Raw genomic sequence first — 24709 nt, forward strand, 5'->3', positions numbered from 1 at the left:
GAGGCAAACGACCTCGCCGACGACGGGACCATTGCCGGCTCCGTCGACTTCGACGGCTACTTCGCCGGACGCACCTCCGACACCTACGTCTTCGGGCTCCATGCCGCGCTCTACAGCGGCGGACAGGCGCAGGACCTCAATTACTTGACGGACACCAGCAGCCACCCGGAGGTCGCCCACGTCGCCATGGAACGCGCTCTGGCCATTGAGGGCGGCAAGGTCCTGGTCTCCTTCCGCAACGGCAGCTTCGGCGTGCTCGAGGCAGCCAGCGCCCCCTGACGGCGAGCGCCAGGCCAGCGTCCGTGTCGAGAGCGGACGCTGGCCGAACGGCAGCTCAGCTCATGAAGTCGTGGCGGCGTACGGTCTTGCGGCCGTTCGCCTTGGCGCGCTTTGCCGCCTGCTCCAGGAGCCAGTACATGTATTCGTTGAGGGCGGCGAACGCGTCTCCGGCGGTATTGCAACCCGCCTTCTTGAGGACGCCCTTCGCCTTGCTTGCGATGACGAGCGATTCCAGCGACTTCTTGGCCATCTTTGGCTCCGGGTAGAAGTGGTGTCGAGCCCCCGTCGGGAAACTTTTCTCTCTATGAAGCCGGTCTCTTTCGACGCGACGACGGCGGAGTGCCTGCTCTTCACGTACAAGGCCGGCCTCCTCTCGCGCGTGGCCCACGATCTCAAGCTCCGCGTCGAGCGATTCGAGATCGCCGTCGATGACCAGGGCATTCACGCCCGGTTCGACGCGTCCTCGCTCCGCGTCGTCTGCGCACGCGCCGGCGGCAAGGACGACTTGCGCGCCCTGTCCGAGAGGGATCGCCGCGAGATCGAGGCGACCATTGCACGGGACGTGCTCGACGCGCGCAGGCATCCCGCAATCGATTTCCGGTCGAGCACCGTGGCGGCCACCGTGGCGCCGGCCGAGATGCAAATCGACGGCACGCTCTCGATCCGCGGCCGCGAACGCCCGTTGAGCCTGCTCGCGCGCCGCGAGGGCGACCGCGCGGTGATCGAGACCGTGATCCACCAGCCGGACTTCGGCATCCGCCCGTATACCGCCATGCTCGGCGCCCTGCGCATCAAGCCCGACGTGGCGGTGACGATGACTGCTCCGTGGCCGGATTGACCGTCGCAGGCGTCAAGGCGTGTCGGCCACCTCGATGGCCTGCTTCGAGCTGCGTCGCTCGATCTCGCGCTGGAAGGCGCGAGCGGCAGCGTCGTCGTGAAAGGCGCGGCGCGGCGCAACGATCACGCGGTCGTGCGAAAGCAGGATGGTCAGCATCGAGCGCGACTTCAATACCGCGATGACCTCGGACCATGGCACCCTGAGCTCGCCGGTCGAGTTGACGCGCAGCAAGCCGGTTTCCTCGACCGCGACCTGTACGTCGCCAAGCACCGATCGGGCACGGGACCGCTCCAGGCGGCGTCTCGCCGACCAGCGATGGACCGCCTTGAATCGGAGCCTGGGCGGCGCCCTCCACCGCTGGAGAGCCGTTCCGAGCACGACGGCGATGGCCAAGGCGCCGACGTAGATCCCGCCGACCGGCGAGCGCGGACAGCTTCCGCGAACCTGCCACAGCCAGACCGGATACAGCATCAGTCCGAACAGCGCGCCCGGACCGACGTTGACCATGAGGTGTCGCCAGACCGGTCCGGTCCGAATGCGCTCGAACCAGGCGCGAACGCGGTCCCGCCGCCAAAGCGTCTGCTGCATCAGCACCGCGGCCAGGTCGTCCTCGCCGAGGGCGTACGCGATCCTCATGCACAGCAGTATCGCCCAGGATCAATGTCCCATCGCTGCTGCTCCGGGCTTTACCCGGCGCGTCATCAGCACCAAAGGAACCATGATCGCCGCGAAGATCGAGAGCATGAGCAGCGCGTCGAGGTACGCCAGCGTCTGCGCTTGCTTGATTACCTGCGCGTAGATCTGCCCATACGCCATCTTCGTCGCCTGCGCCGCCCCGATGCCCATCTGCTGCAGGTGCTCTGCAATCCCCGCCAGACGCGCGCCGAGGTCGCCCGAGGGCACGACGTGCTCGGCCAGGCGCGCCTGATGGAACTGGGAGCGCCGGGCGATGAGCGTCGTCACCAGCGCGATGCCGAGATCGCCTCCCATGTTCCGGGCGAGGTTCACGATGCCGGAAACCTGGTTGTTCTTCTGGGGCGGCACGCCGCTGTACACCATGGTGTTGATGGGAACGAAGAGGAACGCCAGCCCGGCGCTCTGGTAGATCCGGATCAGGACCGCCGTCCGGAAGTCGATCCCCGGATACAGCGTGTGCGCCATGTGGAACAGCGCCGCCGAGAGGATCAGAAAGCCGAAGGCGATCAGGTATCGCGGGTCGACCTTGGAGACCAGCCGCCCGACCAGCGGCAATAGCAGAATGACCGTGAACCCGCCGGGCGAGAGCACCATCCCGGCGTCCTGCGCGGAGTAGCCCATCCAGACTTGGAGGTACTGGGGCAGGAGCACGGTGCTCCCGTAGAGCGCCATGCCCAGCACCAGCATCATGAGATTTGACACCGCGAACGTCGCGCTCTTGAACAGGCGCACCTCGACCACCGGGTGCTCCTGCCGCCATTCCCAGAGCACGAACGTCACCAGCGCGACCGCCGCGACCGTCGCGAAGATCACGATGGTGTGCGAGTTGAACCAGTCGTCCTCCTGCCCCTTGTCGAGCACGTACTCGAGCGCGCCGAGGCCCACCGCGATCAGGCCAAGGCCGACACCGTCGATGGGACCGACGCGCTTCTTCGCCTCCACCAGGTGCGGCGGGTCGACGAGGATGCGCGACGACAGCAACATCGAGGCGATCCCCACCGGCACGTTGATGAAGAAGACCCAGCGCCACGAGTAGTGGTCGGTGATGAACCCGCCCAGGGTTGGCCCGATGGCCGGCGCAAGGACGACGGCCATGCCGTACACCGCGAACGCCATTCCGCGCTTGGCGGGCGGGAAGGTGTCCGCGAGGATCGCCTGTTCCGAGGGCCCGAGCCCGCCGCCGCCGATGCCCTGCAGCACGCGGAAGAAGACTAGAAGCCCGAGGTTCGGCGCCAGCCCGCAGAGGAACGAGCTGATGGTGAAGAGCATCACGCAGGTGAGATAGAACCGCTTGCGGCCGATGCGCGTCGCCAGCCAGCCGCTGATCGGGAGCACCACCGCGTTCGAGACCAGGTAGCTCGTGAGCACCCAGGTGGATTCGTCGATGCTCGCGGACAAGCTGCCCGCGATGTGCGGCAGGGAGACGTTCGCGATGGCGGTGTCGAGGACCTCCATGAACGTCGCCATGGTCACGACCAGCGCCACCACCCAGGGATTGTGACCGCCGGTCCAGCCCTGCTCGTGCGTGATCCGGAGCGACTCCTCGGGGCTGATCGCCGCAGCTTCCTGGGGGGTCATCGCACGCGGACCTTGGGCTCCGCCGACATGCCGGGACGCAGGCGTTCCATCTCCGGCTGTCCTTGCTCGAGCTTGATGCGCACCGGAATGCGCTGGACGACCTTGACGTAATTGCCGCTCGCGTTCTCCGGAGGCAGCAGGCTGTAGCGGGAGCCGGTCGCGCCCGCGAAGCTCTCGACGATACCCTCGTAGTCGCGGTCGATCGCGTCGACGTGGACGGATGCGTGCTGTCCCTGTCGCATCCGCTCGATCTGCGTTTCCCGGAAGTTCGCGGTGACCCACAGCTCGCCGTTCTGCGTGAGCGACATCAGCTGCTGGCCGGGCTGCACGCGGTCGCCGACGTTCACCGATCGCTTGCCCACGATGCCCGCCACCGGCGCGACCACTTTCGCGTAGCCGAGGTTGAGCTGCGCCTGGTGAAGCTGGGCCTGCGCCAATTCCAGGTTTGCCTGGCGGACGGAGACGCCCGCTTCCCGGGCCACGAGCTGCCGTGGGGCATTCGCCCGCGCCTCGACGAGGCGCGCCTGCGCCGTCTGCAGTCGCGCCTGCCGCTGATCGACGCGCTTGCGCGCCGCGGCCACCGCGGCCTGCGCCACGTCCGCGGCGCTGGCACGCTGATCGAACTCCGCTTGCGGGACGGTGTTGGAGGCGAGCAGCTGGGAGGCCCGTTCCTTCTGTTGCTGCGCGAATCGGTTGCTGGCAAGCGCCTGATCGAGATCGCGCCGCGCCGCCTCGAGGTCGGCTTCGGTGTTTGCGACCTCGTCCTCGGTGCTCTGCACGGTCGCGCGGTTCGAGGTCGCGGTGATGGAGACGCTCGGCTGCTCCGCGGCGAATGCCGCCTGGGCCTGCGCCACCGCTGCGCGCGCCTGGGCGGCTGCGACCTCCAGGTCGGCGGCGTCCAGCTCGACCAGCACGTCGCCTTGCTTCACCGGCTGGTTGTCCTCGACGAGCACGCGGAGCACCGTGCCGGGAACACGCGAGGAGACCGCGGTGATGTATCCATCCACCTGGGCGTCGTCGGTGTCCTCGAACTTGCGGGCGTGCAGCCACCAGAGCAGAGCGGCGACCGCCACCAGCGCGAGGCCCACCCCGATCCGGACCCTCGCACCCGGCTTCCTGGTTCGCTCAGTCTGCTCGTGCTCCGCGGGAGCCTGGCCGCCGTCTCCATGCGGGGTTTCTTCAGCGTGCGGTTCGGACATTCCCGTCGACTCTCCCGAGCAGCCAGCTCACCGGCTCCTCCCAGAGGTCGGGCCGGCGAAAGAAGCCAAAGTGTCCGATCGGCTTTCCCGCCGGCCGGATGGTGCGCTGCTCCTTGCGCGCGCGCTTGTACAGCGACAATAGATGCGCGGTCGAAGCCGGCGGTGCATATTTGTCATCGGCAATGGAGATCGCCAGCAGCGGACCTTCGTACCGGGAGTACCCGAGACCTCCGCGCGGCTCCGCGTAACTGTAGACGTAGCGCGGATCGCGCCCCCACTGCGCCCACTCGCGCGCCACGCCCACGGGGATGTCCTCGCCTTGGCCGAGCTTGCTCATCGGCAGGTAGCCCGCGATCCCAAGCACCGCGGGAAAGAGCGCGTACCAGAGCGACGCCATGATCGCGCGGGGAAGGCCGCGATATCCTTTCCAGTACGCCGTCCCGGCGGCGACGAACAACGCGGCCCCGATCGCGGGGTCCGGCACGAGCCCCATCAACTGCGCGCCGGCGCTGTGGCCGACCCAGAGGAGCGGAACTTCCGGCACGCGCCACGCCAGCCACTCGAGCGCACCGGCCAGGTCGCGCTCGCCCCAGTCGTGGAACGTGGCGTGGAAGTGCCGCAGCGACCGGCGGGGACGGGAGCCGCCGATGCCGCGATAGTCGACGGTGAGGGCGGCCGCGCCTCGCCGGGACATGTATTCCGCGAGAGGCGCGTAGAAGCTTGCCTTTACGCCCATCGCGCCGGCCACCAGCACCGCCGCCTTCGGGGGCGACGAGGGAAAGAACAGCTCCGCGGCGAGCGCGAAGCCATCTCCGCGCGCAGGGATGCGGAGCAATTCGCCCATACGAAACCGGGCTTCTAACGCGCGTTTCCGTAGAACGCCGTGTTCAGCGCCGCGATGCTGGGAAAACGGGGGTATTCGCCGGCGGCCAGCGCGTCCCGGCTGGGCAACGGATCCCCGACGATCCTCGCCAGCACATGCGCGAGGAACTTCGAATACGCCTCCCGCGAGGGCACGCCTGGAAAGAGCGATCCCAGGCCGAGCTGCGCGCCGGGAATGCGGAGTGCCGAGGGGCCTTCGCTGCCATTCCCCCAGCTCAGCACGAAGTCGGTGAGGATGGCGGAACCCTCGGCGGTGGCGACGACTCCAGCCGCGACGCCGACGAGGCGCTTGAACTCGATGCGCCGGGTCTTTCCCGGCGAGACCTCGACGTGAAGGGCGTCCTCGGCCACCCGGATGAGCTTGCCCGCGAGCACGCGCACCGCCGCGGCGGGACCGGCGGCGGCCGCGGGCGCTGCAGCCGGACGATCGCGGCCTCCGGCGGCGGCTTCGATCTGCGCGAGCATCTGGGGCGCAAGATCCGGCAGCGCGCGCGCCGCGTCGAGGTGCGCCTGCCCTTCGTCGGTACCGCCGGATGCCAGACACCGCTTTGCCGCGCGCAGCAGGGCCTTCGCCGCGAGCGCCCCCTTCCTGCGTCCGACGGCAGCGTCGAGGAGGTTTGGAAGATCGCCGGCATCCGATGCCGCATCGGTGGCGCCGGCGAGCTGATAGGCGAGTTTGTCCGGCACGCGATCGGGGTCGAACGCCGCCCCAAGCTCCAGAGCCACCAGCCACGCCTGGGCAAGGTCGCCTCTCGTCGCCAGGTTCTGCAGCAGCGGAAGGGCGGGCGCCGGATCCTGCTCGATGCGCGAGAGCCCCACGGCCCCCTCCCGATCCAGCGGCTGCTCCGCGAGGACGGTCCGGTAGGCCTGCGCCGCACCGGCATTGTCGCCCCGCTCGAGGGCGGCGCGAGCCAGCTCGGTTCCGGGATGCTGCGTCCACGTCGTCTTTTGCTGCACCGACGGCGCAAGCGACCGCGCCTCGTACCCGGTCTTCTGGATCAGCGTGGCGGCAGCGAATCCGAAGAGGAAGCCGCCCACGTGCGCCATCACCGCCACACCCTCGGTCTGATGCATGGCCAGGCTGAAGACCTCGCCGGCGAACCAGAATCCGCCCCAGAGCCAGGCAGGGATCAGGAACGTGCCCCGGCGGATGAAGCCGATCATGTACGCCATGCGAATCTTGCGGTTCGCGCACCGGTACGTGAACGCGCCCATGCACGCCGCGATCGCGCCCGAGGCGCCCGCCATGAGCACCGTCGAGCGCGGATCGATCCCGAAGTGCGCCAGCGCCGCCATCAGGCCGCCCACCAGGTAGAAGACGGCGAAGAAGCGGCGCCCCCACAGATCCTCGAGCAGCGGCCCCACCAGATAGAAGAAGAAGAGGTTCCCGAGGATGTGCATCCATCCGAAGTGCAGGAACATGTGCGTCAGCCAGCCGGGCTGCAGCAGCCCCCGCGCCGGGACCAGGCCGAAACGGCGCAACGGCGCGGCTTCCGCCCTCGTGGAGAAGTCTCCGATCAGGGAGTCGAGGTGCGTCTGCTCGAGCGCGCGAGTGGCCTCGTCGACGGTGACCGGCGGGTCCTCGTGCATCCCTTCCAGAGTCGCGCGCGCTTCGGGCCGCACGTAGTCGTAGACAAAGTTCGGCTGCACGGTCAGGTAGGGATGCTCCTCGTAATATCGGAGGATTTCCCGGAAGCTCTCGGCGCGCATGCCGTCCGGGTTCTTCGGCACCACCCAGGTGAGCACGAACGCGGCGGCGCAGACGGCGGCGATCCCGATGGAAACCGCGGGCATCCGGTCGACTTCCGCGTCCTCGACGCGCACCGGGATCAGGAGCATTTTTCTACTCTCGCAAAACGGAAGTCGGCGGGGAATGTCGGACCCATAGGGTAGGCTGTGCGATGTGAGGGAGCTGGTCACATCCGCGGCGGCCTCCGCCCGGCTCGATTTGGCGCGTGCCTGGCTGCGGGAGCGCGGCCCGGCGGGACGTGCTCTCGTCGTCGCCGGCACGCAGGAGGCGGCGGCGGAGGTCGTCCGCGGCGCGGCCGCCGATTCGGGGGCGGCTTTCGGCTGGCAGCGGTTCACGCTGGGGCGCCTGGCCGCCGTCATTGCTGCCGAGGCCATGGCCGAGCGCGGCCTGTCTCCGCTGTCGCCGCTCGGCGTGGAGGCCGTGTGTGCGCGAGTCGTCCATCAGCTCCGCGGCCGGCTGGGGAAATTCGATCCCGTCGCCACCCAGCCGGGCCTGCCCCGGGCGCTTTCGAGGACGATCCAGGAGTTGCGCCTCGCGGGAGCGCGACCTGGTGGAGATCTCGGGCGGGTACTCGACGCATACGAGACCGAGCTGGGACGGGCAGCCCTGGCCGACCGTGCTGCGGTCTTCCGGCTCGCCCTGGAAGCGGAGTCGCCGCTGCTGGATCTGCCGGCGCTGCTGGTCGATCTTCCACTCCGCGCTGCGCTCGAAGAGCGTTTCATCGCCCGACTCCGCGGACCGGTCCTGGCCATCGCCCCGGCGGCGGATGCGACGCGAATCTCGCGCGCTCTCGACGTCGCGCCGCGCCCGCTGCGGGAGGCGGCGGACACCTCGCTGGCTCGAGTGCAACAGCGGCTGTTCGTCGAAGGGACCGCGCCCGTTGCGGCGTCGGGCGACGACGTCATCCTCCTCTCCGCGCCGGGAGAAAGCCGCGAATGCGTCGAGATTGCCCGCCTGGTGCGCAGCGAAGCGGAGCGAGGCGTTCCGTTCGACGGGATGGCGGTGCTGCTCCGGTCGCCGTTCCAGTATCGACCGCTGCTCGAGGAGGCGTTCGTGCGCGCCGGAATCCCCGCGCACTTCGCCTCGGGAACGCAGAAGCCCAATCCCGCCGGACGCGCCTTTCTCGCGCTGCTTGCCTGCGCCGCCGACGGCCTCTCCGCGCGCCGGTTCGCCGAGTACCTGAGCCTGGGCGAGGTTCCGCAGGCCGTCTCCGGCGCGCCGCCGCAAGCGCCGCCTTCCGGTGATCGCTGGGTGCCGCCGGATACGGAGCTCACTCCGGCCCTGCCGGAGGACCCCGCTCCCGCGGAAGACGGCGGGGCGTCGGAAGACTTCGAGGCGCCGGTGGTGGCTGGCACCCTGCGTGCTCCGTGGCGCTGGGAGCAGCTCCTGATCGATGCGGCGGTGATCGGCGGCCGGGACCGCTGGAAGCGGAGGCTGGACGGGCTCGAGGCGCAGCTTCGAACCACTCTCTCCGCCTTCGCCGAAGACGAGGCCAAGGCCCAGCGCATCGAGCGCGAGGTCGCGGACCTTGGATCGCTCCGCGACTTCGCGCTGCCTCTGCTCGATGCGCTCGCGTCGCTTCCCGCGAGCGCGACCTGGGCTGCGTGGCTGGACCCGCTCAGCGCGCTCGCCACCCGCGCTCTGCGAGACCCTGCGCGCGTCCTCTCGCTGCTCGCCGAGCTTGCTCCCATGGGTCCGGTCGGGCCCGTCTCCCTCGCCGAAGTGCGCTTGGTTCTCGCGCGCCGGCTGACCGAGCTGTCCATTCCGCCCTCCGGCAAGCGACACGGCAAGGTGTTCGTCGCGCCCGTCGCAGCGGTGCGCGGCCTCAGTTTCGAGACGGTGTTCGTGCCCGGTCTGGCGGAGAAGGTCTTCCCGCAGAAGGTGATGGAAGATCCGCTCTTGCGAGACGCCGAGCGGCGCGATCTCGCGCAGCTGGAGACGTCCATCGATCGCATCGCGGCGGAGCGGCTCGCGCTGAGGCTGGCGGCGGGCTCGGCCCGAGGCAAGCTCGTCCTTTCCTGGCCGCGGATCGACCTCGCGCAGGGACGGGCGCGGGTGCCGTCGTTCTACGGGCTCGAGGTGGTTCGCGCCGCGGAAGGGACGCTGCCGCCGTTCTCCGAGCTGTCGCGGCGCGCCGAGCAGGCGGCTCCGGCGAGGGCAGGGTGGCCGGCGCCCGCGAATCCCGGGGATGNNGCATTTCGGGATCCTCAGGAGAGCAAGGGAACAGCGGCGTACCTGCTTGCCGCAAACGCCCACCTCTGCCGCGCCTTGCGCAGCCGTGCTCGCCGGTGGCTCCGCCGCTGGACGCCCGCCGATGGGCTGGTGCAGCCCGCGGACGAAGCTCTTCAGGCGCTGCAGGCGCACCAGCCCCAGGCGCGCCCGTACTCTCCCACGGCGCTGCAGAACTACTCCGCGTGTCCGTACAAGTTCGTCCTGCAGGCCATCCACCGGCTGGCGCCACGGGAGGTTCCGGAAGGGATCGACGAGATCGACCCGCTGTCGCGAGGCTCGCTGATCCACGAAGCGCAATACGAATTGCTGCGCGAACTGTCGGAGGTGGGCGCGTTGCCCATTCGCGATCCGGGCGCGGCGCAGCAGCGCCTCGAGGCGGTGGTGGATCGCGTCGCCAGCCGCTGGCAGGACAAGCTGGCGCCGGCCATCGAGCGGGTCTGGAACGATTGCATCGCCGGCGTGAAGGTCGACCTGCGCGAGTGGCTGCGGCGGATCAGCGAGGATGACGGCTGGGCTCCGTGGCGATTCGAGCTGTCGTTCGGCCTGCCGGAGACCACGCAGCGCGATCCGCACAGCACCAAGGATCCGGTCGCGCTCGACGAAGGCATCCGCCTGCGCGGCTCGATCGATCTGGTGGAGCGCGCGCCGGACGGTGCGCTGCGGGCCACCGACCACAAGACCGGCAAGGCCTGGGCGCAGCAGGGCACCGTGATCGGCGGCGGCGCCACCCTGCAGCCGGCGCTGTACGCGCTCGCCCTCGAGAAGCTCTTCCCCGGATCGCGCGTCGAAGGAGGGCGCCTCTACTACTGCACCTATGCCGGCGAGTTCGAATCGGTCTCGGTCGCGCTCGAGGTGGCAGCGCGCGGCAGCGTGGCGCAGCTGGCGAAGACGGTGAGCGAGGGCGTCTCCAGCGGCTTCCTCCCCGCCGCTCCGCGCGACGAGAGGGAATGCGGGCGGTGCGACTACCTCGCCGTCTGCGGGCCTTCCGAGTGGGAACGGACCCGGCGCAAGCCGGCGGAAGCGCTGCAAGCCCTGGTGCAGCTCAGGAGCATGCCATGACCTCCACCCTCGCCGACGCCAGGGCGCGGGAGCGCATCCAGACGGATCTCGGCGCCACCCTGGTGGTGGAGGCGGCCGCTGGCACCGGCAAGACCACCGAGCTCGTGGCGCGGATCGTCGCGCTCGTCCGCACCGGCCGGACCACGCTCGATCGCATCCTGTCCGTCACCTTCACCGACCTGGCGGCGGGTGAAATGAAACTGCGCCTGCGATCCGAGCTGGAGGAGGCGCGCGCGGCGGCCACCGTCGAAGAGCGCGACCGGCTGACGGCCGCCCTGGAACGGCTGGAGGCCGCTCCCATCGGTACCATCCATTCCTTCTGCGCCGACCTCCTCCGGGAACGGCCCGTGGAAGCCCGCGTCGATCCGGTGTTCGAAGTGGCCGCAGGAGAAGAGCAGGATCGGCTCTTCGACCAGGCCTTCGACGGCTGGTTCCAGCGGGTGATCGCCTCGCCGCTGGAGGGCGTGCGCAGGCTCCTGCGGCGAAAGGTGCGCCCCGGAGATACGCCGCCCCGCGAGCTGCTCCGGCAGGCCGGGCGCGACCTCTCGGAGCACCGCGACTTCTCGGGACCTTGGCGGCGCGAACCGTTCGATCGCGAGGCAGGCCTGGAGCAGCAGATCGCGCGCCTCGCAGAGCTCGGTGAGCTCGCGCAGAGGGCGCAGCGTCCCGACGACTGGGCGGCGCAATCGATCGCCGGCATCGCCCGCTGGGTCGCCGAGCTGCGGCGCCGCGAAAGCGTGCGCCCTCGCGACGGCGACGGACTCGAGGCGGAGCTGCACGAGCTCTGCCGCCGGCGCCTCTGGAACTGGCGCGGCGGCGGAAAATGGTTCGCCAGGGATCTGGAAAAGGCGTCGGTGCTCGCGCAGCGCGACGCGATCAAGGCCGAGCTGCAGGCATTTCTCGACCGCGCCGATTCCGACCTCGCCGCCTGCCTGCGAGAGGAGCTTCGCCCGCTGTCCGACGCGTACGAGGAGCTGAAGCGCGGCGCCGGGTGTCTCGACTTCCTCGACCTGCTCTTGCGGGCGAGGGATCTCGTCCGCGACGACGCCGCAGTCCGGGCGGAGCTCTCGCAACGGTTCACCCATGTGCTGGTGGACGAGTTCCAGGACACCGATCCGTTGCAGGCCGAGATCCTTCTCCTGATCGCGTCGGAGGATCCCTCGGAGTCGAGCTGGAGAAACGCCCGGCCCGCTCCCGGCAAGCTCTTCGTCGTCGGCGACCCCAAGCAATCGATCTACCGATTCCGGCGCGCGGACATCGCGCTCTACGAGGACGTGAAGCAGCTCCTGCTCTCGGCTGGAGCCGAGCTTCTCCACCTCACCACGAGCTTCCGGTCCAGCCCGTCCATCCAGGAGGCCGTGAACGCGGCGTTCGCGCCGGTGATGCAGGGGGGCACGCAGGCCAGCTACGTCGCGCTCCATCCCTTTCGGAGCGAAGTGCAAGGCCAGCCGGCGGTCGTCGCATTGCCGGCGCCGAGGATCTACGGCGAGCGGGAGAAGGTCGCGAACTTCCGCATCGAGGAGTCGTATCCGGACGCGGTAGCGGCGTTCATCGATTGGCTGCTGACGAAGAGTGGCTGGAAGGTGAGCGAGCGCGACCGCAAGGAGCCGGTGCCGGTGGAGGCGCGGCACGTGTGCCTGCTCTTCAAGCGCATGCGGAACTACGGCGGCGACCTCACCCGCGGATACGTCCACGCGCTGGAAGCGCGGCGGATCCCGCACGTGCTCGTCGGCGGGCGGTCGTACCACGCGCGAGAGGAAGTGCTGGCGATGCGCGCCGCCGCCACCGCCATCGAGTGGCCCGACGACGAGCTGGCCGTATTCGCCGTTCTCAAAGGGCCGCTCTTCGCGCTGGGCGACGACGCGTTGTTCCTCTTCCGCGAGCGACATGGACGGCTGCATCCGCTTCGTCCCCGGCCGGCGAACGCCGGTCCCGCCGAGTCCGCCGTCTTCGACGCCCTTGCGCTGCTCGGCGAGCTGCATCGGCAGCGCAACCGCCGGCCCATCGCGGCCACCTTCTCGCGGCTGCTCGACGCGACGCGCGCCCATGCCGGTATCGCCCTGCGGCCCGCGGGAGAACAGGCGCTGGCAAACGTCCTCCGCGTGCTCGATCTGGCTCGCCGTTTCGAGATGGCCGGCGCGAGCAGCTTCCGCGCGTTCGTCGATCGGCTCACCGCCGAGGCAGAGCGCGGCGACGCAGCGGAAGCGCCGGTCGTCGAGGAAGGCGCCGAGGGCGTCCGGATCATGAGCGTACACAAGGCCAAGGGGCTCGAGTTCCCCGTCGTGATCCTCTGCGATCCCTGCGCGCCCGCGGCGCCTCGCCTGCCGTCGCGTTTCGTGGATCCCGAGCGGAAAGTGTGGGCAATGCCGCTCGCCGGGTGCGCTCCGGGCGAGTTGCTCGCGGATGCGCCGGCGCTCTTGCAGCGCGACCGGGAAGAGGTGATTCGCGTCGCCTACGTGGCCTCGACTCGGGCGCGCGACCTCCTGGTGGCTCCGGTGGTCGCCGACGAGGAGCTGCAGGGTTGGCTTGCGCCGCTGAATCCCGTGCTCCATCCGGCGCCGCTCCTTCGGAGCAAGGCTGGCGCGGCTCCGGGATGTCCAACCTTTGGCAACGAGGCGGTCATCGATCGGCCCGAGGGAGCTTTGACGGCGCTCGCCGTGCCGCCGGGGCTTCATCGTCCGCAGTCGGGCGGGCACCAGGTGGTCTGGTGGGACCCGCGGTCGCTCGAGCTCGATCGCGAGGTGGAGAACTGGATGCGCGAGCGCGATCTGCTGCTCGTCGACGAAGGCGCCGCCCGAGTCGCGGCTCAGGGTCACGAGCAATGGCAGAAGCGACGCAGCGATACCGTCGAGCGCGGCCAGCGTCCATCGCTGCACGTCGAGACAGCCACCGCCCGCGCTCCCTCGACCGCGGCGGAGGCTGTCGAACTGGCGGCAGTCGAGGTCCGGACTTCATCGCGTCCCGGCGGCAGGCGCTTCGGGACGCTGGTGCACTCGGTGCTCGCGGGGATCGATCTGCGCGCGACGTCCGGCGCGATCGCGAGCGCCGCAGCGGTGCAGGGACGCCTGGTGGGCGCGACCGTCGAGGAAGTGGAAGCCGCGGCGCACGCGGTCGAGGCCGCCCTCGCGCACCCGTTGCTCCGCCGCGCGGCAGAGTCGAGCGAGTGCCGGCGTGAGGACCCTGTCGTCCATCGCCTCGACGACGGCACGCTGCTCGAAGGCGTCGTCGACCTCGCCTTCCGTGACGGCGAGGGCTGGACGGTGGTCGATTTCAAGACCGATGCGCGGCCGGAATCCCACCCGCAGTACGCCGCGCAGGTCCGGCTCTACTGCCGCGCGATCACGGCGGCTACCGGGCTGCCGGCGAAGGGTGCGCTGCTGGCGGTGTGACGGAACTGCGTCCGCGACGCACCCGTGGTCCTTGTTTTTTTACACCCTGTTCTGGTTCATGTAGCCGCGTCCTCGCATGGGAGGGATCTTGACCGTCCAGGGCCGCAGCGACACGCGACTCCGCTACCGATTCGCCAATCTCGAGCAGGCTCGCGCGCACATCCACGACGTCCGCGGCGAGTCGCTGTTCTTCGTCCGCGACGACCAGCTGCGTTTCCTTCCCGATACGCCCGTCTGCCTCTCGATGACGTTCGATCAGGGCGATGTCACCCGCCTCTTGCACGGGCGCGTCGCCGGGCGCGTGGAGGGAGCCGGCACCTGGCTTCAGATTGCCGATACGCGCCCGCTGCGCGAGATCCCGCCGACGGAGGCGGTGCGGCGCGGCGTCCGCATCGGCTGCGACGAGCCCGTGGAAGCGCGATCGGGGCACCGCGTGAGCACGGGCCGCATGCGCGACCTCAGCCCCGGTGGAGCTCGTCTCCGCGGAATGTTCGGATTCGCTTCCGGGGATCGCATCGAGCTCAGGATTCTCTCCGCCGGCGGGTTGGCCTTCCACGACCTGTCGTACGCGCACGTCGTCTGGGTCGAGGACGGCGAGATGGGCGTGCAGTTCGATAGGTCAGACTCCGTCGGGCGCAACGCCGTCGCGCGGCTCCTCGTCGAAACGGAGGAGCTCTGGGCGGCGGCGTGGGAGGGTACACACCCGCCCACCTGCTGCGGCGAGCGGGGGCTGCTCGATCCCGTGCCGCCGCGCGAGCGCGAGCGCGCCGCCGGCGCCGGGTAGCCGCCTACGTCTTCTTGCGGTGCAGCGGGCACGCGTCGAGGGCCGGACTGGGATCGAGGGCGTCCTTGCCTTCGACGACCTTGAGCACCTGTCCGTCGCCGCCGATCACGAAAGTCACCCGGCCGGCGTACGTCCCCTTGCGCACGCCGTACTTGTCCGCCGTCTCTCCGGCGGGATCTGCGCCGAGGGGGAAGGGCAGATTCAGGCTTTGCGCGAAACGCTTCTGCGTCTCCAGGTCGTCCATCGAGACGCCCAGGACCTGGGCGTTCTTGTCGGCGAACTTCGTCTGCACATCGCGGAACGCCGACATCTCCTTGGTTCAGCCTCCGGTGAACGCCTTGGGGAAGAAGGCGAGCACCAGCGTTTGCCCCTTGTAGTCGTCGAGCGTCTTCTTTCCGCTCGTCGTCTCCACGGAGAACGCCGGCGCCTTTTGCCCAGGCGCCACCGCGGCCACGAGGGCCATCAGCAGGGCGGGTGTCATGCCCGTAACATATATCGGGAACCCGCCGCGGTCAGCCGCTCGATCGCCCGCTGGGCGGAAGCGGGCGATCCCCGCTCCGCCTCCCGGGCGCCGATGCGTAAGTTCTTGTTCGATGGCGGGCGAGGCAGGCGCAGCCCGGCAGCTTGCCGGGCTCCTCCGCGGCGGCGGACGCGACCGCGTCGCGCAGCGCGTTGCGCGTGTCGTCGCTGAAGCCTGCGCCGGTGTCGAGCCCGCGGAAGCCTCGCGGCTCTGCTCGACCTTGCGCGAGTCGATCCTCGAGCTTTGCGAGAAGGGAGCGTTGACCGTCCCCGAGGCGCGCACGTTGTGCCAGGAAGTCGACGCTGCCGAGGCAGCAACGCTGGAAACGCTCACCACGCCCCACCGCGCTCTCGATGCTCTGGAGCGTGCGCTATCCGACACGTCGGCGCGCGCTCTTCCGCAGCTCGCCGTGGAAGGGACGCTTGCCGCGGACTCCGCGGCGCTGCTGATCGCCGAGCACGACGCCTTGATGGTGCGGGCAACCGCTGGCCTCGAGCTGCCCACGGAAGCGGCGGGTGCCCACAGCGTGTCCGCGCGGGCCGTCGATGAGCGAGCGATCGTCGAGGTCGCGGACAGCGAGGGCGCGCGCGCCGTGTACGCGGTGCCGTTGCGATTGGGCGAAGAGGTGCTCGGGGCATTGCGCGTCTCCTCGCAGACGGCCTGGAAATTCAATGAGGACGAAAAGCGCTTCCTTCGCGCCATCGCGACGCGGGCGGCAGCGCTCCTCACGGGCGAGGGTCCTCAGGCGCGCCTCGAGCACACCCTGCGCACGTTCGAGTCGCTGATCGAGGCATCCCCCTTGCCGATCGTGTCGATCGATCGCGACGGCAGGGTGCAGATCTGGAACCGCGCCGCCGAAGAGCTGTTCGGTTGGCCCCGGATCGAGGTCCTCGGACGGCCGCTTCCGCTGGTGCCTCCCGACCTGCGGGAGGAGTCGGCGGCAATCCAGGAGGAGACGCTCGCGGGCCAGGTGATCCGCAATCGCGAGGTGCGCCGCAGGCGCAAGGACGGGACGGAGATCGACCTCGCGCTTTCCGTGGCGCCGCTGCGAGATCCGGGCGGGGCGGTTTCCGGCTCCATCGCCATCCTGGTGGACATCAGCGATCGCAAGCAGCGGGAAACGCAGGCGGCGCGGACGGCGCGCTTCCGCGAGCATTTCGTCGGCATCGTCAGCCACGACCTGCGCAACCCGTTGACCGCGATCGTGACCTCCGCGCACCTGTTGCTCCGGTACGGGGAGCTTCCCGAGCGCCAGGCGCGCGTGGTGGCGCGCATCGCTTCCAGCGCCGACCGGATGGCGCGGATGATTGACGATCTGCTGGACTTCGCGCGGTCGAAGCTCGGCGGCGAATTCCCCATCCACCGGCGCCGGATCGACCTGCGGCAGATCTGCGAGCAGACGGTGGAAGAGCTGGAGTTCGCCTTCACGCGCCAGGTCAAGCTCGAAGCGAACGGCGATCTCTGGGGCGACTGGGACCCCGACCGGATCGCGCAGGTGATCTCCAATCTGGTCGGCAACGCCGTGCAGCACAGCGACGGCGACGTGAAGGTCACCTTGCGCGGCGAGGCCGACGTCGTGGTTTTGGAGACGCACAACGGCGGTCCACCCATCCCGCACGAAGTGCTCTCGCACATCTTCGAGCCCGGACGGCGCGGGGACGCGCGCTCCGGAGGACTGGGCCTCGGCCTCTTCATCGTCCAGCAGATCGTCCTTGCGCACGGCGGCAGCATCGAGGTGACCTCGAATGACGGCGACGGCACCAAATTCACCGTCGCACTCCCCCGCAAGGGCCGCCACAAGTAGCATCTCTCCGACGGCGTCACGAGCGAACACTGTACGAAGCATCAAGCGGCTGCAGCGGCCTGCCGATCGGCGGGTCCATCTCGCCGATCCCGGCGAAGCGCCGTCCACAGCGCCGACGCGATGAGCGCAACGACGACGAACGCCTGCGCGCAAAGTCCCTCTCGCGTCGCGTAGAGCCCCAGCGCCGGGACCTGGAAGGCGCCCCAGATCGTCAGCGGCAGCGCGCCGAGAACCTGCAGCGAGCGCACCCCGTGCCCCACCATCAGCACGGCCAGCGCGCAGAGCAGCACGCCGCAGGTGACGAGCAGCGGGCGCGGCTGCAGCTTTCGCCCGAGTCGCTGGAACGCCGCCACCAGCGCAATCAGCGCGAGCAGCCCCGCCAGCGCTCCAGCCGCGACCGCCGCGCCGTTGCCGGGCGCTTCGAGGAGGAGCCCGCGGAAGAAGAGGACCACCTCGAACATCTCGCGGTAGACGGCGGCGAAGGTGAGCCCGAGGATCACGGCCGCGCTTCCCGCGGCCATCGTCTTCGCCGAGAGGAACGACACCAGCCTTCGCGCGGAGAGCGACGCGAGCAGCCAATGGCTCGCGTAGAGCAGCAGTGCGGCGGTGACGAGCTGCAAGACTCCCTCGGCGAGCTCCCGGCTCGCGCCGGACAGGTGCAGGAGCAGCATGCCCGATGCCCACCACGTCAAAGCGCCGGCGAGCAGCGCGGAAATCCAGCCGACGTGCACGGCTCGCGCGTCGCCCTCGCGGCCGGCCTTGCGCAAGAGCGCGAGCATCGCCGCCACCAGCAGCGCCGCCTCCACTCCTTCGCGCAGCGCGATCGCCAGCGCGGCTACGAACGCAACAAGCCCCCCGCCGGGTCCGCGGGCATCGGCTTTTTCCAGCAGGCCATCGAGCCGGGCCGCGCGCGCTTCCAGGTCCGGCTGCCGCCCGTCGATGGCTGCGCGCAGAGCGAGAAAGGAGCCTTCCACCTCCTGGACGAGCTCTGCGTCCCTGGCGCGGAGCGCCGCTTCGTGCGGCTCGAAATGATCGAGGTAGGCGGAGATCAGCGTGCGCCTCGCGCCAGCGCGATCGCTCTTGCGCGCAAGCGCGACGGCGGTGCGCACCGCCGCGCGAGCTTGCGAAAGCCCGAACGGGGAGCCCTGGACGTCCTCGGCGAATGGACCGGCGCGCACCGCCGCGAGGGCCTGTTCCTGCTCGCCCGCGCCCAGTCCCGCTGCGGCGAGCCGCGCGCGGAGATCGTCGTCCGACATCGTCGCCAGGTCGGCGTACCGGCTGGGCAGCAGCGCCGCGCGGGCCAGCTCGAGACCGCGGGGGGAAGCGGCCGGATGCGCCAGCGAAAGCACGTAGAAAGCCACGTCCCAGCGCTCTTCGTCGGTGAGGGCGGAATCGAACGCGGGCATCGCCGTCTTGGGAACGCCGTACGTCGCCGCGCTGAAGATCCGCTGCGGCGTCAGCGGCCCTGCCTCCGTCCGGAAGTCCGGCGGCTTCGTGGGAAGCTCGAGCGCGAGGTTCGGATGCCCATCCACGCCGTGGCACGCGGCGCAAGCCTGCGCGTACAACCGGGCGCCGCGACCCGGATCGGGGGCGCGCTGCGGCAGGAGGATGACGTTGAAGCGCTGCACGATCTCGTCGCGGATGCCCCGGGCGCCGCGGGCGACCTCCGCGGGCGGCGCGCGGTCCGCCACCTGCTTCTTCAGGGCGTCCAGCCGGCGCGCCAGATCCTCCCCGCGGCCGTTCACGTCCGCGCGCAGCTCGCGAGCGGCATCCTCGACGAATCCGATCTGCTCGACGTGCTCCGCCTGCGAGAGGACCTCGCCATGCTCGCCGACCGCGCGCGCATAGTCGCCGGCGACGTAGTCGAGGAGCGCCACCACCCGCCGCAGCGACTGCGCCTCGCCAGGCTGCGCTCGCGCCGCGGCCGCGACGAGAGTGAGACTGAGAATCATTCTCAACATCTCCGGCTAGAATAGTGGGCAGGCGGCCTGTTGTCACTCCCCCGCAGACGTGGCAAGTCGTCGCGCTGCGCACATGCGGCTGCCCAAGCACTTCATCCGCACACGGGAGGACGGCGCAACGCACACGGAGGCGGCGCACAGTCCTGGCGGCCGTTCGCTGCGCGACCTCGTGTTCGGCGCGAACGACGGCCTGGTGGCCGCCTTCGCCGTCGTCTCCGGCGTCCACGGCGCGGCGTTCTCCACCCGCATCGTCTTGCTCGCCGGCCTGGCCGAGCTGATCGGCGGGACCATCGCCATGGGCCTCGGCGCGTTCCTCGCGGTCAAGAGCGAGCAGGAGTTCATCCTCCGCGAGCGGGAACGCGAGGAGCGCGAGGTGCGCGAGTTCCCCGACGAAGAGCGCAAGGAGGTGCGCACCATCTTCGCCCGCAAGGGATTTCGCGGGCAGGCGCTGGAGCAGATGGTCCAGCACGTCACCGCGGACCCGGTGTTCTGGGTGGACACGATGATGACTGAAGAGCTCGGCCTGACCGCAGGGCCGACGGGAGCGCCCCTTCGATCCGGCCTGGTCGTGGCGCTGGCGTACGCCCTGGGCGCGAGCTTTCCCGTCATCCCATACGCGCTCCACATCGCAGTCCCCACTGCGTTCGCGCTTTCCGTCGGATGCACGCTCGTGGCGCTGTTCGTCGCCGGATCGGCGAAGACGCGAATGACGGGGCGCCCCTGGCTGCGCAGCGGCTTGGAGACGGTCCTGGTCGGAGCCATCGCAGCCGCTGCCACCTTCTTCGCCGGAAGGCTGATCGCGGGATGACTTCCGCGGAGGAAACCCTTGCGCGGGCGCTGCTCGGCGCATTTCGCCCGGATTTCGCGGAGCGCGAGGCTACCTCGCGCCAGGTGGCCGAGCTGTTTCTCGATGCCGTGTCCGCGGCGCTCCCGCTCACCCGCCACGAGCCGGCGGACATGGCGCTCGCCGAGCTGGAGGCGCTCGCGCAGCAATCGGACGTCTACGCGTGGGAAGGAGCGCCGGGATGGGACGTGGTGCTCGCGCGCGGGCTCGCGCCCCGGCCGCCGCTTCCACCCGGTCCACCGGTGCTCGACGGCATCGGTGCGCGTCCCGAGCGCACGCAACAGCGCGGCGAGCTCAAGCGCCGGGCGCACGCCGAAGCCGGCCTCTTCATTGCCCTGAGCCGCGAGTCGACGCAGGGTGGCACCGCCGCGGCGCTGGTGGCGGCGCACGCGTCGCTCCTGCGTCTGGTCGGGCTCGCTTCCGCGTCATCGCTGCTCCTTCTGCCCGAGGACCCCGATGCGGGCGCGCTTCCGCCCGCGCGGGGCCCGGACCTGATCCGCGAGATGGATGAGCGCGGCGAAAACTTCGCCTTCGCCCAGGAGGAGTGGCTCGCGCGACTGTTGGCGGAAAATCCGGCGACAGCGGAGCCCGCTTTCCGCACGTTCTACGCCGGCCTCTCGCAATCCCTGCGCGTGGCCGCCGCCCTCCGGCTCTTCCGCGAGGAAGCAGCCGAAGGCAGGCTGGGCGAAGACGCCGAAGCGCTGCTGGGTGCGCTCGGGACCTGGCAGCCCGTCCGCTGGGCGTCGATGCGCCGGGGGACGCCATCGCCGTGGATCGAGGCGCTGTGTCCGCCCGCGCCCGCGGGAGAGCCGCCGCTCCATCGACTCGAGCGCGAGTGCGCGCAGGCGCTGGAGACGTTCTCGTGCCTCTGGTTCGCCGCGGGCGTCTCGCTCACCGGATTCTCCGCGCTGGCAGCGGTCTTCACGGCGCGCTGTGCGGGGGTTGCCGCTCTTTGGGAAGAGCTCGGCGGTGGCGGACGCGGACCCTGACGGTTACGCTCCTTCGGGGACTCGAGGAGGAACAGCGACATGGACGGTTGGTCTTCGGCAGCACCCATCGGCCGCACCCGCACCGCGGAGTTCATGGCCTCGGTCTACCGCTGGATGGCCTTCGGCCTGGCGCTGACCGGAATCGTGGCCTGGGCGGTGACCAACACGCCCGGCCTTTTGTCGGCCTTCTACCGCATCGAGGACGGCCATCTCGTGGGAGTGACCGGCCTCTTCTGGGCCGTAGGGATCGCGGAGCTGGTGCTGGTGTGGATGTTCGCCTCGGTCGTCCAGCGCGCGTCGCTCGGCGCCGCAGTGGGAATGTTCCTCGCCTACTGCGCCCTCTCCGGCGTCACCTTCTCCGTCTATCTGCTCGCGTACACCGCCACCTCGATCGCCTCGACCTTGTTCATCACCGGGGGCGCGTTCTTCGGTCTCTCCGTTTACGGGACGGTGACGAAGCGGAACCTGGACGCCTGGCGCAGCTTCCTCTTCATCGGCCTCATCGGGGTCATCCTCGCCAGCATCGTGAACCTGTTCCTGCGCAGCAACGCGGTCGAGTTCGTCATGTCCTGCGCTGGCGTGGTCATCTTTGCCGGCCTCACGGCCTACGACACGCAGAAGCTGCGCGCGCTGGGCGAGCAGGGCGAGGAGCGCCACGCGCTGGTCGGGGCGCTCGCGCTCTACCTGGACTTCGTGAACCTGTTCCTGTTCCTGCTCCGGTTCATGGGCCGGCGCCGTGAGTGAGAGCGCGCAGAAGCGCTTCGATCGCGGTGCCTTCTTCGACGTCGACGGCACGCTGATCTCCACCAACGTCGTCGACGCGTACGCCTACTACGTCTTCCACCGTGGAACGATCTTCGGGACCGCCCAGCGCCTGATCCGCGGGCTCGCGATGGCGCCTCTCTACGCGCTCACCGACCGGATGAACCGCAAGGCGTTCAACGAGCTGTTCTACCGCGCCTACCGCGGGCTTTCCGAGGACCGTCTGGTCGAGCTTGCCCAGGATCTCTGTGACAAGGTGCTCAAGCCCGCCGTCTATCCCGGCGCGCTGGACATCATCGCGGAATGCCGGAAGGCGGGATGCAAGATCGTCCTCTGCACGGGGGCCATCGACATCACCATGCGGCCCCTTCAGGAATACCTGGGCGCCGACGATCTGATCGCGAACTCGCTCCAGTTCGTGGAAGGCTTCGCCACCGGCAAGGTCATCCCGCCGATCGTCGAGGGAGCCAACAAGGCCAACCGCGTGCGCGACTATTGCGTCCGACACGGCCTGCGCCTCGACCTGTCCCATGCCTACAGCGATTCACTTTCCGACTATCCGATGCTGACGGTGGTTGGAAGGCCGACGGTCGTGAATCCCGACCGCCGGCTGCGCTCGCACGCGCGCGCCTACGAATGGCCCATCCTCGATCTCACTCTGACGGGCCGTAAACACTTGCCGCGCTGACCGTCCGTTTCTCGCGGCTTGCTCCCGCTCGCCGTGCTGCCCAGCTTCCGACCATGCGGTGGGCGGGTGTTGGGGCATGCGTCATCCTTGCGTTCGCGTGTCGACAGGCGGGATCGCTCGTCGATCCCATCCTTCCCGACGCAGGGAAACCTCCCGACGGAGCTCGCTGGCCGCCGCCGCGCGAGGGATACGCCAACCCGATTCCGGGGGAGAACCAGCAACGCGGCGACCCGTCGTGGAACCGCGGATTCTCCAACCCGTGGGCGGCGCAGATCGAAGCGTACGCAAACCGCGTCAGTGCGAAGGCCGGCGACACGGTCAAGCTGATGGTGCGCTCGGACCGCGGCTGCCAGATGAGCTGGACGCTCTATCGCCTCGGTTGGTACGGCGGCGATGGCGCGCGCGCTCTCACCAGCGGAACGGCGCAAGCGGGCTCGCAGCCGGCCTGCCCGAAGGATGCCGGCACCGGTCTCGTCCGCTGCTCCTGGTCGCCGACGTTCTCGGTGACGGTGCCGCAGGATGCCGTGAGCGGCCTGCACCTCATTCGCATCGTGCGCGAGGACAAGATCGGCATCTTGATTCCGCTGGTGGTCAAGGACGATCGCCCGGCAGATCTGGTGATGAACTCGGCGGTGCTCACGGCGCAGGCCTACAACAACTGGGGCGGCACCGGCCTCTACGACCCGCCCGGCGCATTCGCCGTGCAGGTGAGCTTCGATCGGCCGTACGCGAGCGACGACGGCAGCGGACAGGTCCTGCGGTACGAGGCGTTGATGGCGCGGTACCTCGAGCGCTACGGCTACGACGTGACGTACACCACGAACCTCGACATCGCCCGCGAGGGTGACGGCACCCTGCTCCGCCGCGGTGCTTTCGTCTCCCCGGGGCACGACGAGTACTGGGCGGTCGAGCAGCGCGACGCCATCGACTCCGCCCGCGACGCGGGCATGCCCATCTATTTCTTCGGCGCGAACGCCGGGTACTGGAAGGTCCGCCTCTCCAATCCCGGCGTCGACGGCAACGCGCGCCTGGTCACCTGCTACAAGCGGAAGCCGCAGAACGATCCGCTCGCCGGCACGCCCCAGCAGACGGGCCGATTCCGGGACTCGCCGATCAATCGCCCGGAAGAGGAGCTCGTCGGCACGATGTACGAGAGCTGGATGCTGTTCGGCCAGGCCTGGACGGTTCTCGATCCCGGGCATGCCATGTACGAGGGCACCGGCCTCAGGCAGGGCGACAGCATCCCCCAGCTCGTCGGTTACGAGTACGACCGCACCTTCGAGCTCGACACGCCCTCGCCGGTCGAGGTCGTCGCCCGCTCTCCGCTGGTGGACGCCGAGGGGAAGCCCGGCTACGCCGAGGCAACCGTCTACACGGCGCCGAGCGGGGCACTGGTCTTCGGCGCCGGCAGCATCTATTGGCCCCGCGGCCTCGATGGACCGTTGCGCGATGCGCGCGTCGAGCGGATGACGGCCAATCTCTTGAAGCTCGGTCTTCAGCTCCCCATCCCGTCGGTGCTGCTGTCCGTCAGCGGACCCGCTTCTCCGCCACCCGCCGCGCAGTGGGCCTCTTCCGTGCGCACGCTGGTCGGCGGAATGTCCGGACCTGCAGGGCTCGCGCAGATGCCGGACGGCACGTTCGTGATCGCCGACGCGCGGGCGAACCGAATCTGGCAGACCAACGGCAGCACGGTCTGGCCCTTTGCGGGCGACGGCAACCCGAGCGGGGATCCGAGGTTCGACAGCGTTCCCGGCCTCTCGTCGCGGTTCTTCGGACCGACGGCGGTGCTTCCCGACGCGGCCGGCAACGTCTACGTGGCCGACACCCACAACTGCGTGATCCGGAAAGTGGCGAACGACGCCAACCGCACGGTGACGACCGTCGCCGGCGCATACTTTGCGGGGACCTGGGCCGATGGGATCGGCAGCGCTGCCCGCCTTTCCTATCCGATGGGAATGGCGTGGCTGGACGCGACGCACATCGTGATCGCCGACTCCTCCAACCATGCCATCCGCGTGCTGGACGTCACCACCCGGGCAGTGACCACGTTGGCCATCACGCACAATGGTGAGGACGCCGACGGCCCCGGGCTGACCGTGGCCAATTTCTACTGGCCGACCGCCGTGGCCGTCGCGCCCGACGGGCGGGTGTTCTTCCTCGCCAGCTCCACGGGCATGATCAAGGTGATCGGCACCGACGCTTCACGGACGGTGACGACGCTGGTGAAGGGTGGGCTCGGATTCGGAGATGGCCCGGGAACGGCCGCGCAACTGCAGCCGCAGATGGGGCTGCTCTGGTTCAACAACGGGTTGATCCTCTCGGATCCCGGCAGCCACCGTCTCCGCTGGATCAGTCCCGGCAGCACCGCGGGGAGCACGATGGTGAAGTCGTGGGCCGGCAACGGGCGCACCGGCACCGGCGACGGATCAGGGGCGTCCGCTGCCTTCGAGGTCCC

18 protein-coding genes and 1 pseudogene (1 of these 19 cut by a window edge) are annotated in these 24709 nt (G+C 69.7%); 10 read left to right on the plus strand and 9 right to left on the minus strand.

What is annotated here, in order from left to right:
• Positions 1-334: 334 nt before the first annotated feature.
• On the minus strand, positions 335-499 hold the full coding sequence (locus E6J58_23425; protein TMB32172.1) for a DUF1931 domain-containing protein: 165 nt from the start codon (positions 497-499) through the stop codon (positions 335-337).
• Positions 500-583: 84 nt separating this feature from the next.
• Between E6J58_23425 and E6J58_23430 the strand changes: the two genes are divergently transcribed.
• Positions 584-1117 carry a YceI family protein gene (locus E6J58_23430; GenBank protein TMB32121.1) on the plus strand — a complete coding sequence of 178 codons (534 nt, stop codon included), beginning with the start codon at positions 584-586 and terminating at the stop codon, positions 1115-1117.
• Positions 1118-1129: 12 nt separating this feature from the next.
• Here the strand turns inward: E6J58_23430 and E6J58_23435 are convergent, their stop codons facing one another.
• From E6J58_23435 to E6J58_23455, 5 genes are read right to left on the minus strand one after another with little or no spacing between them, the layout of a single operon-like run.
• Positions 1130-1753, minus strand: a complete 624-nt coding sequence (locus tag E6J58_23435; protein TMB32122.1) for a YcxB family protein — start codon at positions 1751-1753, stop codon at positions 1130-1132.
• 21 nt (positions 1754-1774) lie between these two features.
• The gene (locus tag E6J58_23440) at positions 1775-3391 is read right to left on the minus strand and encodes a DHA2 family efflux MFS transporter permease subunit (protein ID TMB32123.1); all 1617 of its coding nucleotides are present in this window, start codon (positions 3389-3391) and stop codon (positions 1775-1777) included.
• Positions 3388-4590, minus strand: coding sequence for an HlyD family secretion protein (locus tag E6J58_23445; GenBank protein TMB32124.1), 1203 nt, complete (start codon positions 4588-4590; stop codon positions 3388-3390). The genes E6J58_23440 and E6J58_23445 overlap by 4 nt, the downstream gene beginning before the upstream one ends.
• Entirely contained in the window at positions 4571-5434 is an 864-nt protein-coding gene (locus E6J58_23450) for an alpha/beta hydrolase (GenBank protein TMB32125.1), read from the minus strand. Before E6J58_23450 ends, E6J58_23445 begins: the two co-directional genes overlap by 20 nt.
• Before the next feature lie 14 nt (positions 5435-5448).
• On the minus strand, positions 5449-7311 hold the full coding sequence (locus E6J58_23455) for a rhomboid family intramembrane serine protease (protein ID TMB32126.1): 1863 nt from the start codon (positions 7309-7311) through the stop codon (positions 5449-5451).
• A gap of 64 nt (positions 7312-7375) precedes the next feature.
• Here E6J58_23455 and E6J58_23460 point away from each other — a divergent pair, with 64 nt between their 5' ends.
• The 3 genes from E6J58_23460 (at position 7376) to E6J58_23470 (ending at position 14686) form a co-directional block, all read left to right on the plus strand.
• On the plus strand, positions 7376-10513 hold the full coding sequence (locus tag E6J58_23460) for a PD-(D/E)XK nuclease family protein (GenBank protein TMB32127.1): 3138 nt from the start codon (positions 7376-7378) through the stop codon (positions 10511-10513).
• Positions 10510-13902, plus strand: a complete 3393-nt coding sequence (locus E6J58_23465) for an ATP-dependent deoxyribonuclease subunit A (protein TMB32128.1) — start codon at positions 10510-10512, stop codon at positions 13900-13902. Before E6J58_23460 ends, E6J58_23465 begins: the two co-directional genes overlap by 4 nt.
• A gap of 76 nt (positions 13903-13978) precedes the next feature.
• A complete protein-coding gene (locus E6J58_23470) occupies positions 13979-14686 on the plus strand; it encodes a PilZ domain-containing protein (GenBank protein TMB32129.1) in 708 nt (235 codons plus the stop codon).
• A 4-nt stretch (positions 14687-14690) separates the two neighbouring features.
• Here the strand turns inward: E6J58_23470 and E6J58_23475 are convergent, their stop codons facing one another.
• Both E6J58_23475 and E6J58_23480 read right to left on the minus strand, forming a co-directional pair.
• Complete coding sequence (locus E6J58_23475; protein TMB32130.1) at positions 14691-14996, minus strand: redoxin domain-containing protein; 306 nt, start codon at positions 14994-14996, stop codon at positions 14691-14693.
• Between the two features lie 9 nt (positions 14997-15005).
• Positions 15006-15167, minus strand: coding sequence for a redoxin domain-containing protein (locus E6J58_23480; GenBank protein TMB32131.1), 162 nt, complete (start codon positions 15165-15167; stop codon positions 15006-15008).
• Between E6J58_23480 and E6J58_23485 the strand changes: the two genes are divergently transcribed.
• Positions 15166-17010, plus strand: a complete 1845-nt coding sequence (locus tag E6J58_23485) for a PAS domain S-box protein (protein ID TMB32132.1) — start codon at positions 15166-15168, stop codon at positions 17008-17010. The two genes, E6J58_23480 and E6J58_23485, sit on opposite strands and share 2 nt — an antisense overlap.
• Positions 17011-17051: 41 nt before the next feature.
• Here the strand turns inward: E6J58_23485 and E6J58_23490 are convergent, their stop codons facing one another.
• Entirely contained in the window at positions 17052-18971 is a 1920-nt protein-coding gene (locus tag E6J58_23490) for a c-type cytochrome (GenBank protein ID TMB32133.1), read from the minus strand.
• 73 nt (positions 18972-19044) lie between these two features.
• Between E6J58_23490 and E6J58_23495 the strand changes: the two genes are divergently transcribed.
• The 5 genes and pseudogenes from E6J58_23495 to E6J58_23515 all read left to right on the plus strand — a co-directional run.
• Positions 19045-19779 (plus strand): iron transporter, encoded by a 735-nt coding sequence (locus tag E6J58_23495; protein TMB32134.1) that lies wholly within the window; start codon positions 19045-19047, stop codon positions 19777-19779.
• The gene (locus E6J58_23500; protein TMB32135.1) at positions 19776-20804 is read left to right on the plus strand and encodes a hypothetical protein; all 1029 of its coding nucleotides are present in this window, start codon (positions 19776-19778) and stop codon (positions 20802-20804) included. The genes E6J58_23495 and E6J58_23500 overlap by 4 nt, the downstream gene beginning before the upstream one ends.
• A gap of 93 nt (positions 20805-20897) precedes the next feature.
• On the plus strand, positions 20898-21548 hold the full coding sequence (locus E6J58_23505; protein ID TMB32173.1) for a Bax inhibitor-1/YccA family protein: 651 nt from the start codon (positions 20898-20900) through the stop codon (positions 21546-21548).
• Positions 21541-22254: an HAD-IB family hydrolase gene (locus E6J58_23510; GenBank protein TMB32136.1), complete on the plus strand. Its 714-nt coding sequence runs from the start codon at positions 21541-21543 to the stop codon at positions 22252-22254. The genes E6J58_23505 and E6J58_23510 overlap by 8 nt, the downstream gene beginning before the upstream one ends.
• A 53-nt stretch (positions 22255-22307) precedes the next feature.
• Positions 22308-24709, plus strand: a pseudogene (locus E6J58_23515) (hypothetical protein) (it continues 94 nt past the right edge of the window).

This window comes from Deltaproteobacteria bacterium (assembly GCA_005879535.1).
Lineage (GTDB): Bacteria > Myxococcota > Myxococcia > Myxococcales > 40CM-4-68-19 > 40CM-4-68-19.

Coding starts and splice junctions, on each gene's coding strand:
- E6J58_23465 (TMB32128.1), top strand. CDS start 10,510: ATGACCTCCACCCTCGCCGACGCCAGGGCGCGGGAGCGCATCCAGACG.
- E6J58_23485 (TMB32132.1), top strand. CDS start 15,166: ATGCCCGTAACATATATCGGGAACCCGCCGCGGTCAGCCGCTCGATCG.
- E6J58_23495 (TMB32134.1), top strand. CDS start 19,045: ATGCGGCTGCCCAAGCACTTCATCCGCACACGGGAGGACGGCGCAACG.
- E6J58_23490 (TMB32133.1), bottom strand. CDS start 18,971: ATGTTGAGAATGATTCTCAGTCTCACTCTCGTCGCGGCCGCGGCGCGA.
- E6J58_23440 (TMB32123.1), bottom strand. CDS start 3,391: ATGACCCCCCAGGAAGCTGCGGCGATCAGCCCCGAGGAGTCGCTCCGG.
- E6J58_23505 (TMB32173.1), top strand. CDS start 20,898: ATGGCCTCGGTCTACCGCTGGATGGCCTTCGGCCTGGCGCTGACCGGA.
- E6J58_23455 (TMB32126.1), bottom strand. CDS start 7,311: ATGCTCCTGATCCCGGTGCGCGTCGAGGACGCGGAAGTCGACCGGATG.
- E6J58_23435 (TMB32122.1), bottom strand. CDS start 1,753: ATGAGGATCGCGTACGCCCTCGGCGAGGACGACCTGGCCGCGGTGCTG.
- E6J58_23450 (TMB32125.1), bottom strand. CDS start 5,434: ATGGGCGAATTGCTCCGCATCCCTGCGCGCGGAGATGGCTTCGCGCTC.
- E6J58_23430 (TMB32121.1), top strand. CDS start 584: ATGAAGCCGGTCTCTTTCGACGCGACGACGGCGGAGTGCCTGCTCTTC.
- E6J58_23470 (TMB32129.1), top strand. CDS start 13,979: ATGGGAGGGATCTTGACCGTCCAGGGCCGCAGCGACACGCGACTCCGC.
- E6J58_23480 (TMB32131.1), bottom strand. CDS start 15,167: ATGACACCCGCCCTGCTGATGGCCCTCGTGGCCGCGGTGGCGCCTGGG.
- E6J58_23445 (TMB32124.1), bottom strand. CDS start 4,590: ATGTCCGAACCGCACGCTGAAGAAACCCCGCATGGAGACGGCGGCCAG.
- E6J58_23475 (TMB32130.1), bottom strand. CDS start 14,996: ATGTCGGCGTTCCGCGATGTGCAGACGAAGTTCGCCGACAAGAACGCC.
- E6J58_23500 (TMB32135.1), top strand. CDS start 19,776: ATGACTTCCGCGGAGGAAACCCTTGCGCGGGCGCTGCTCGGCGCATTT.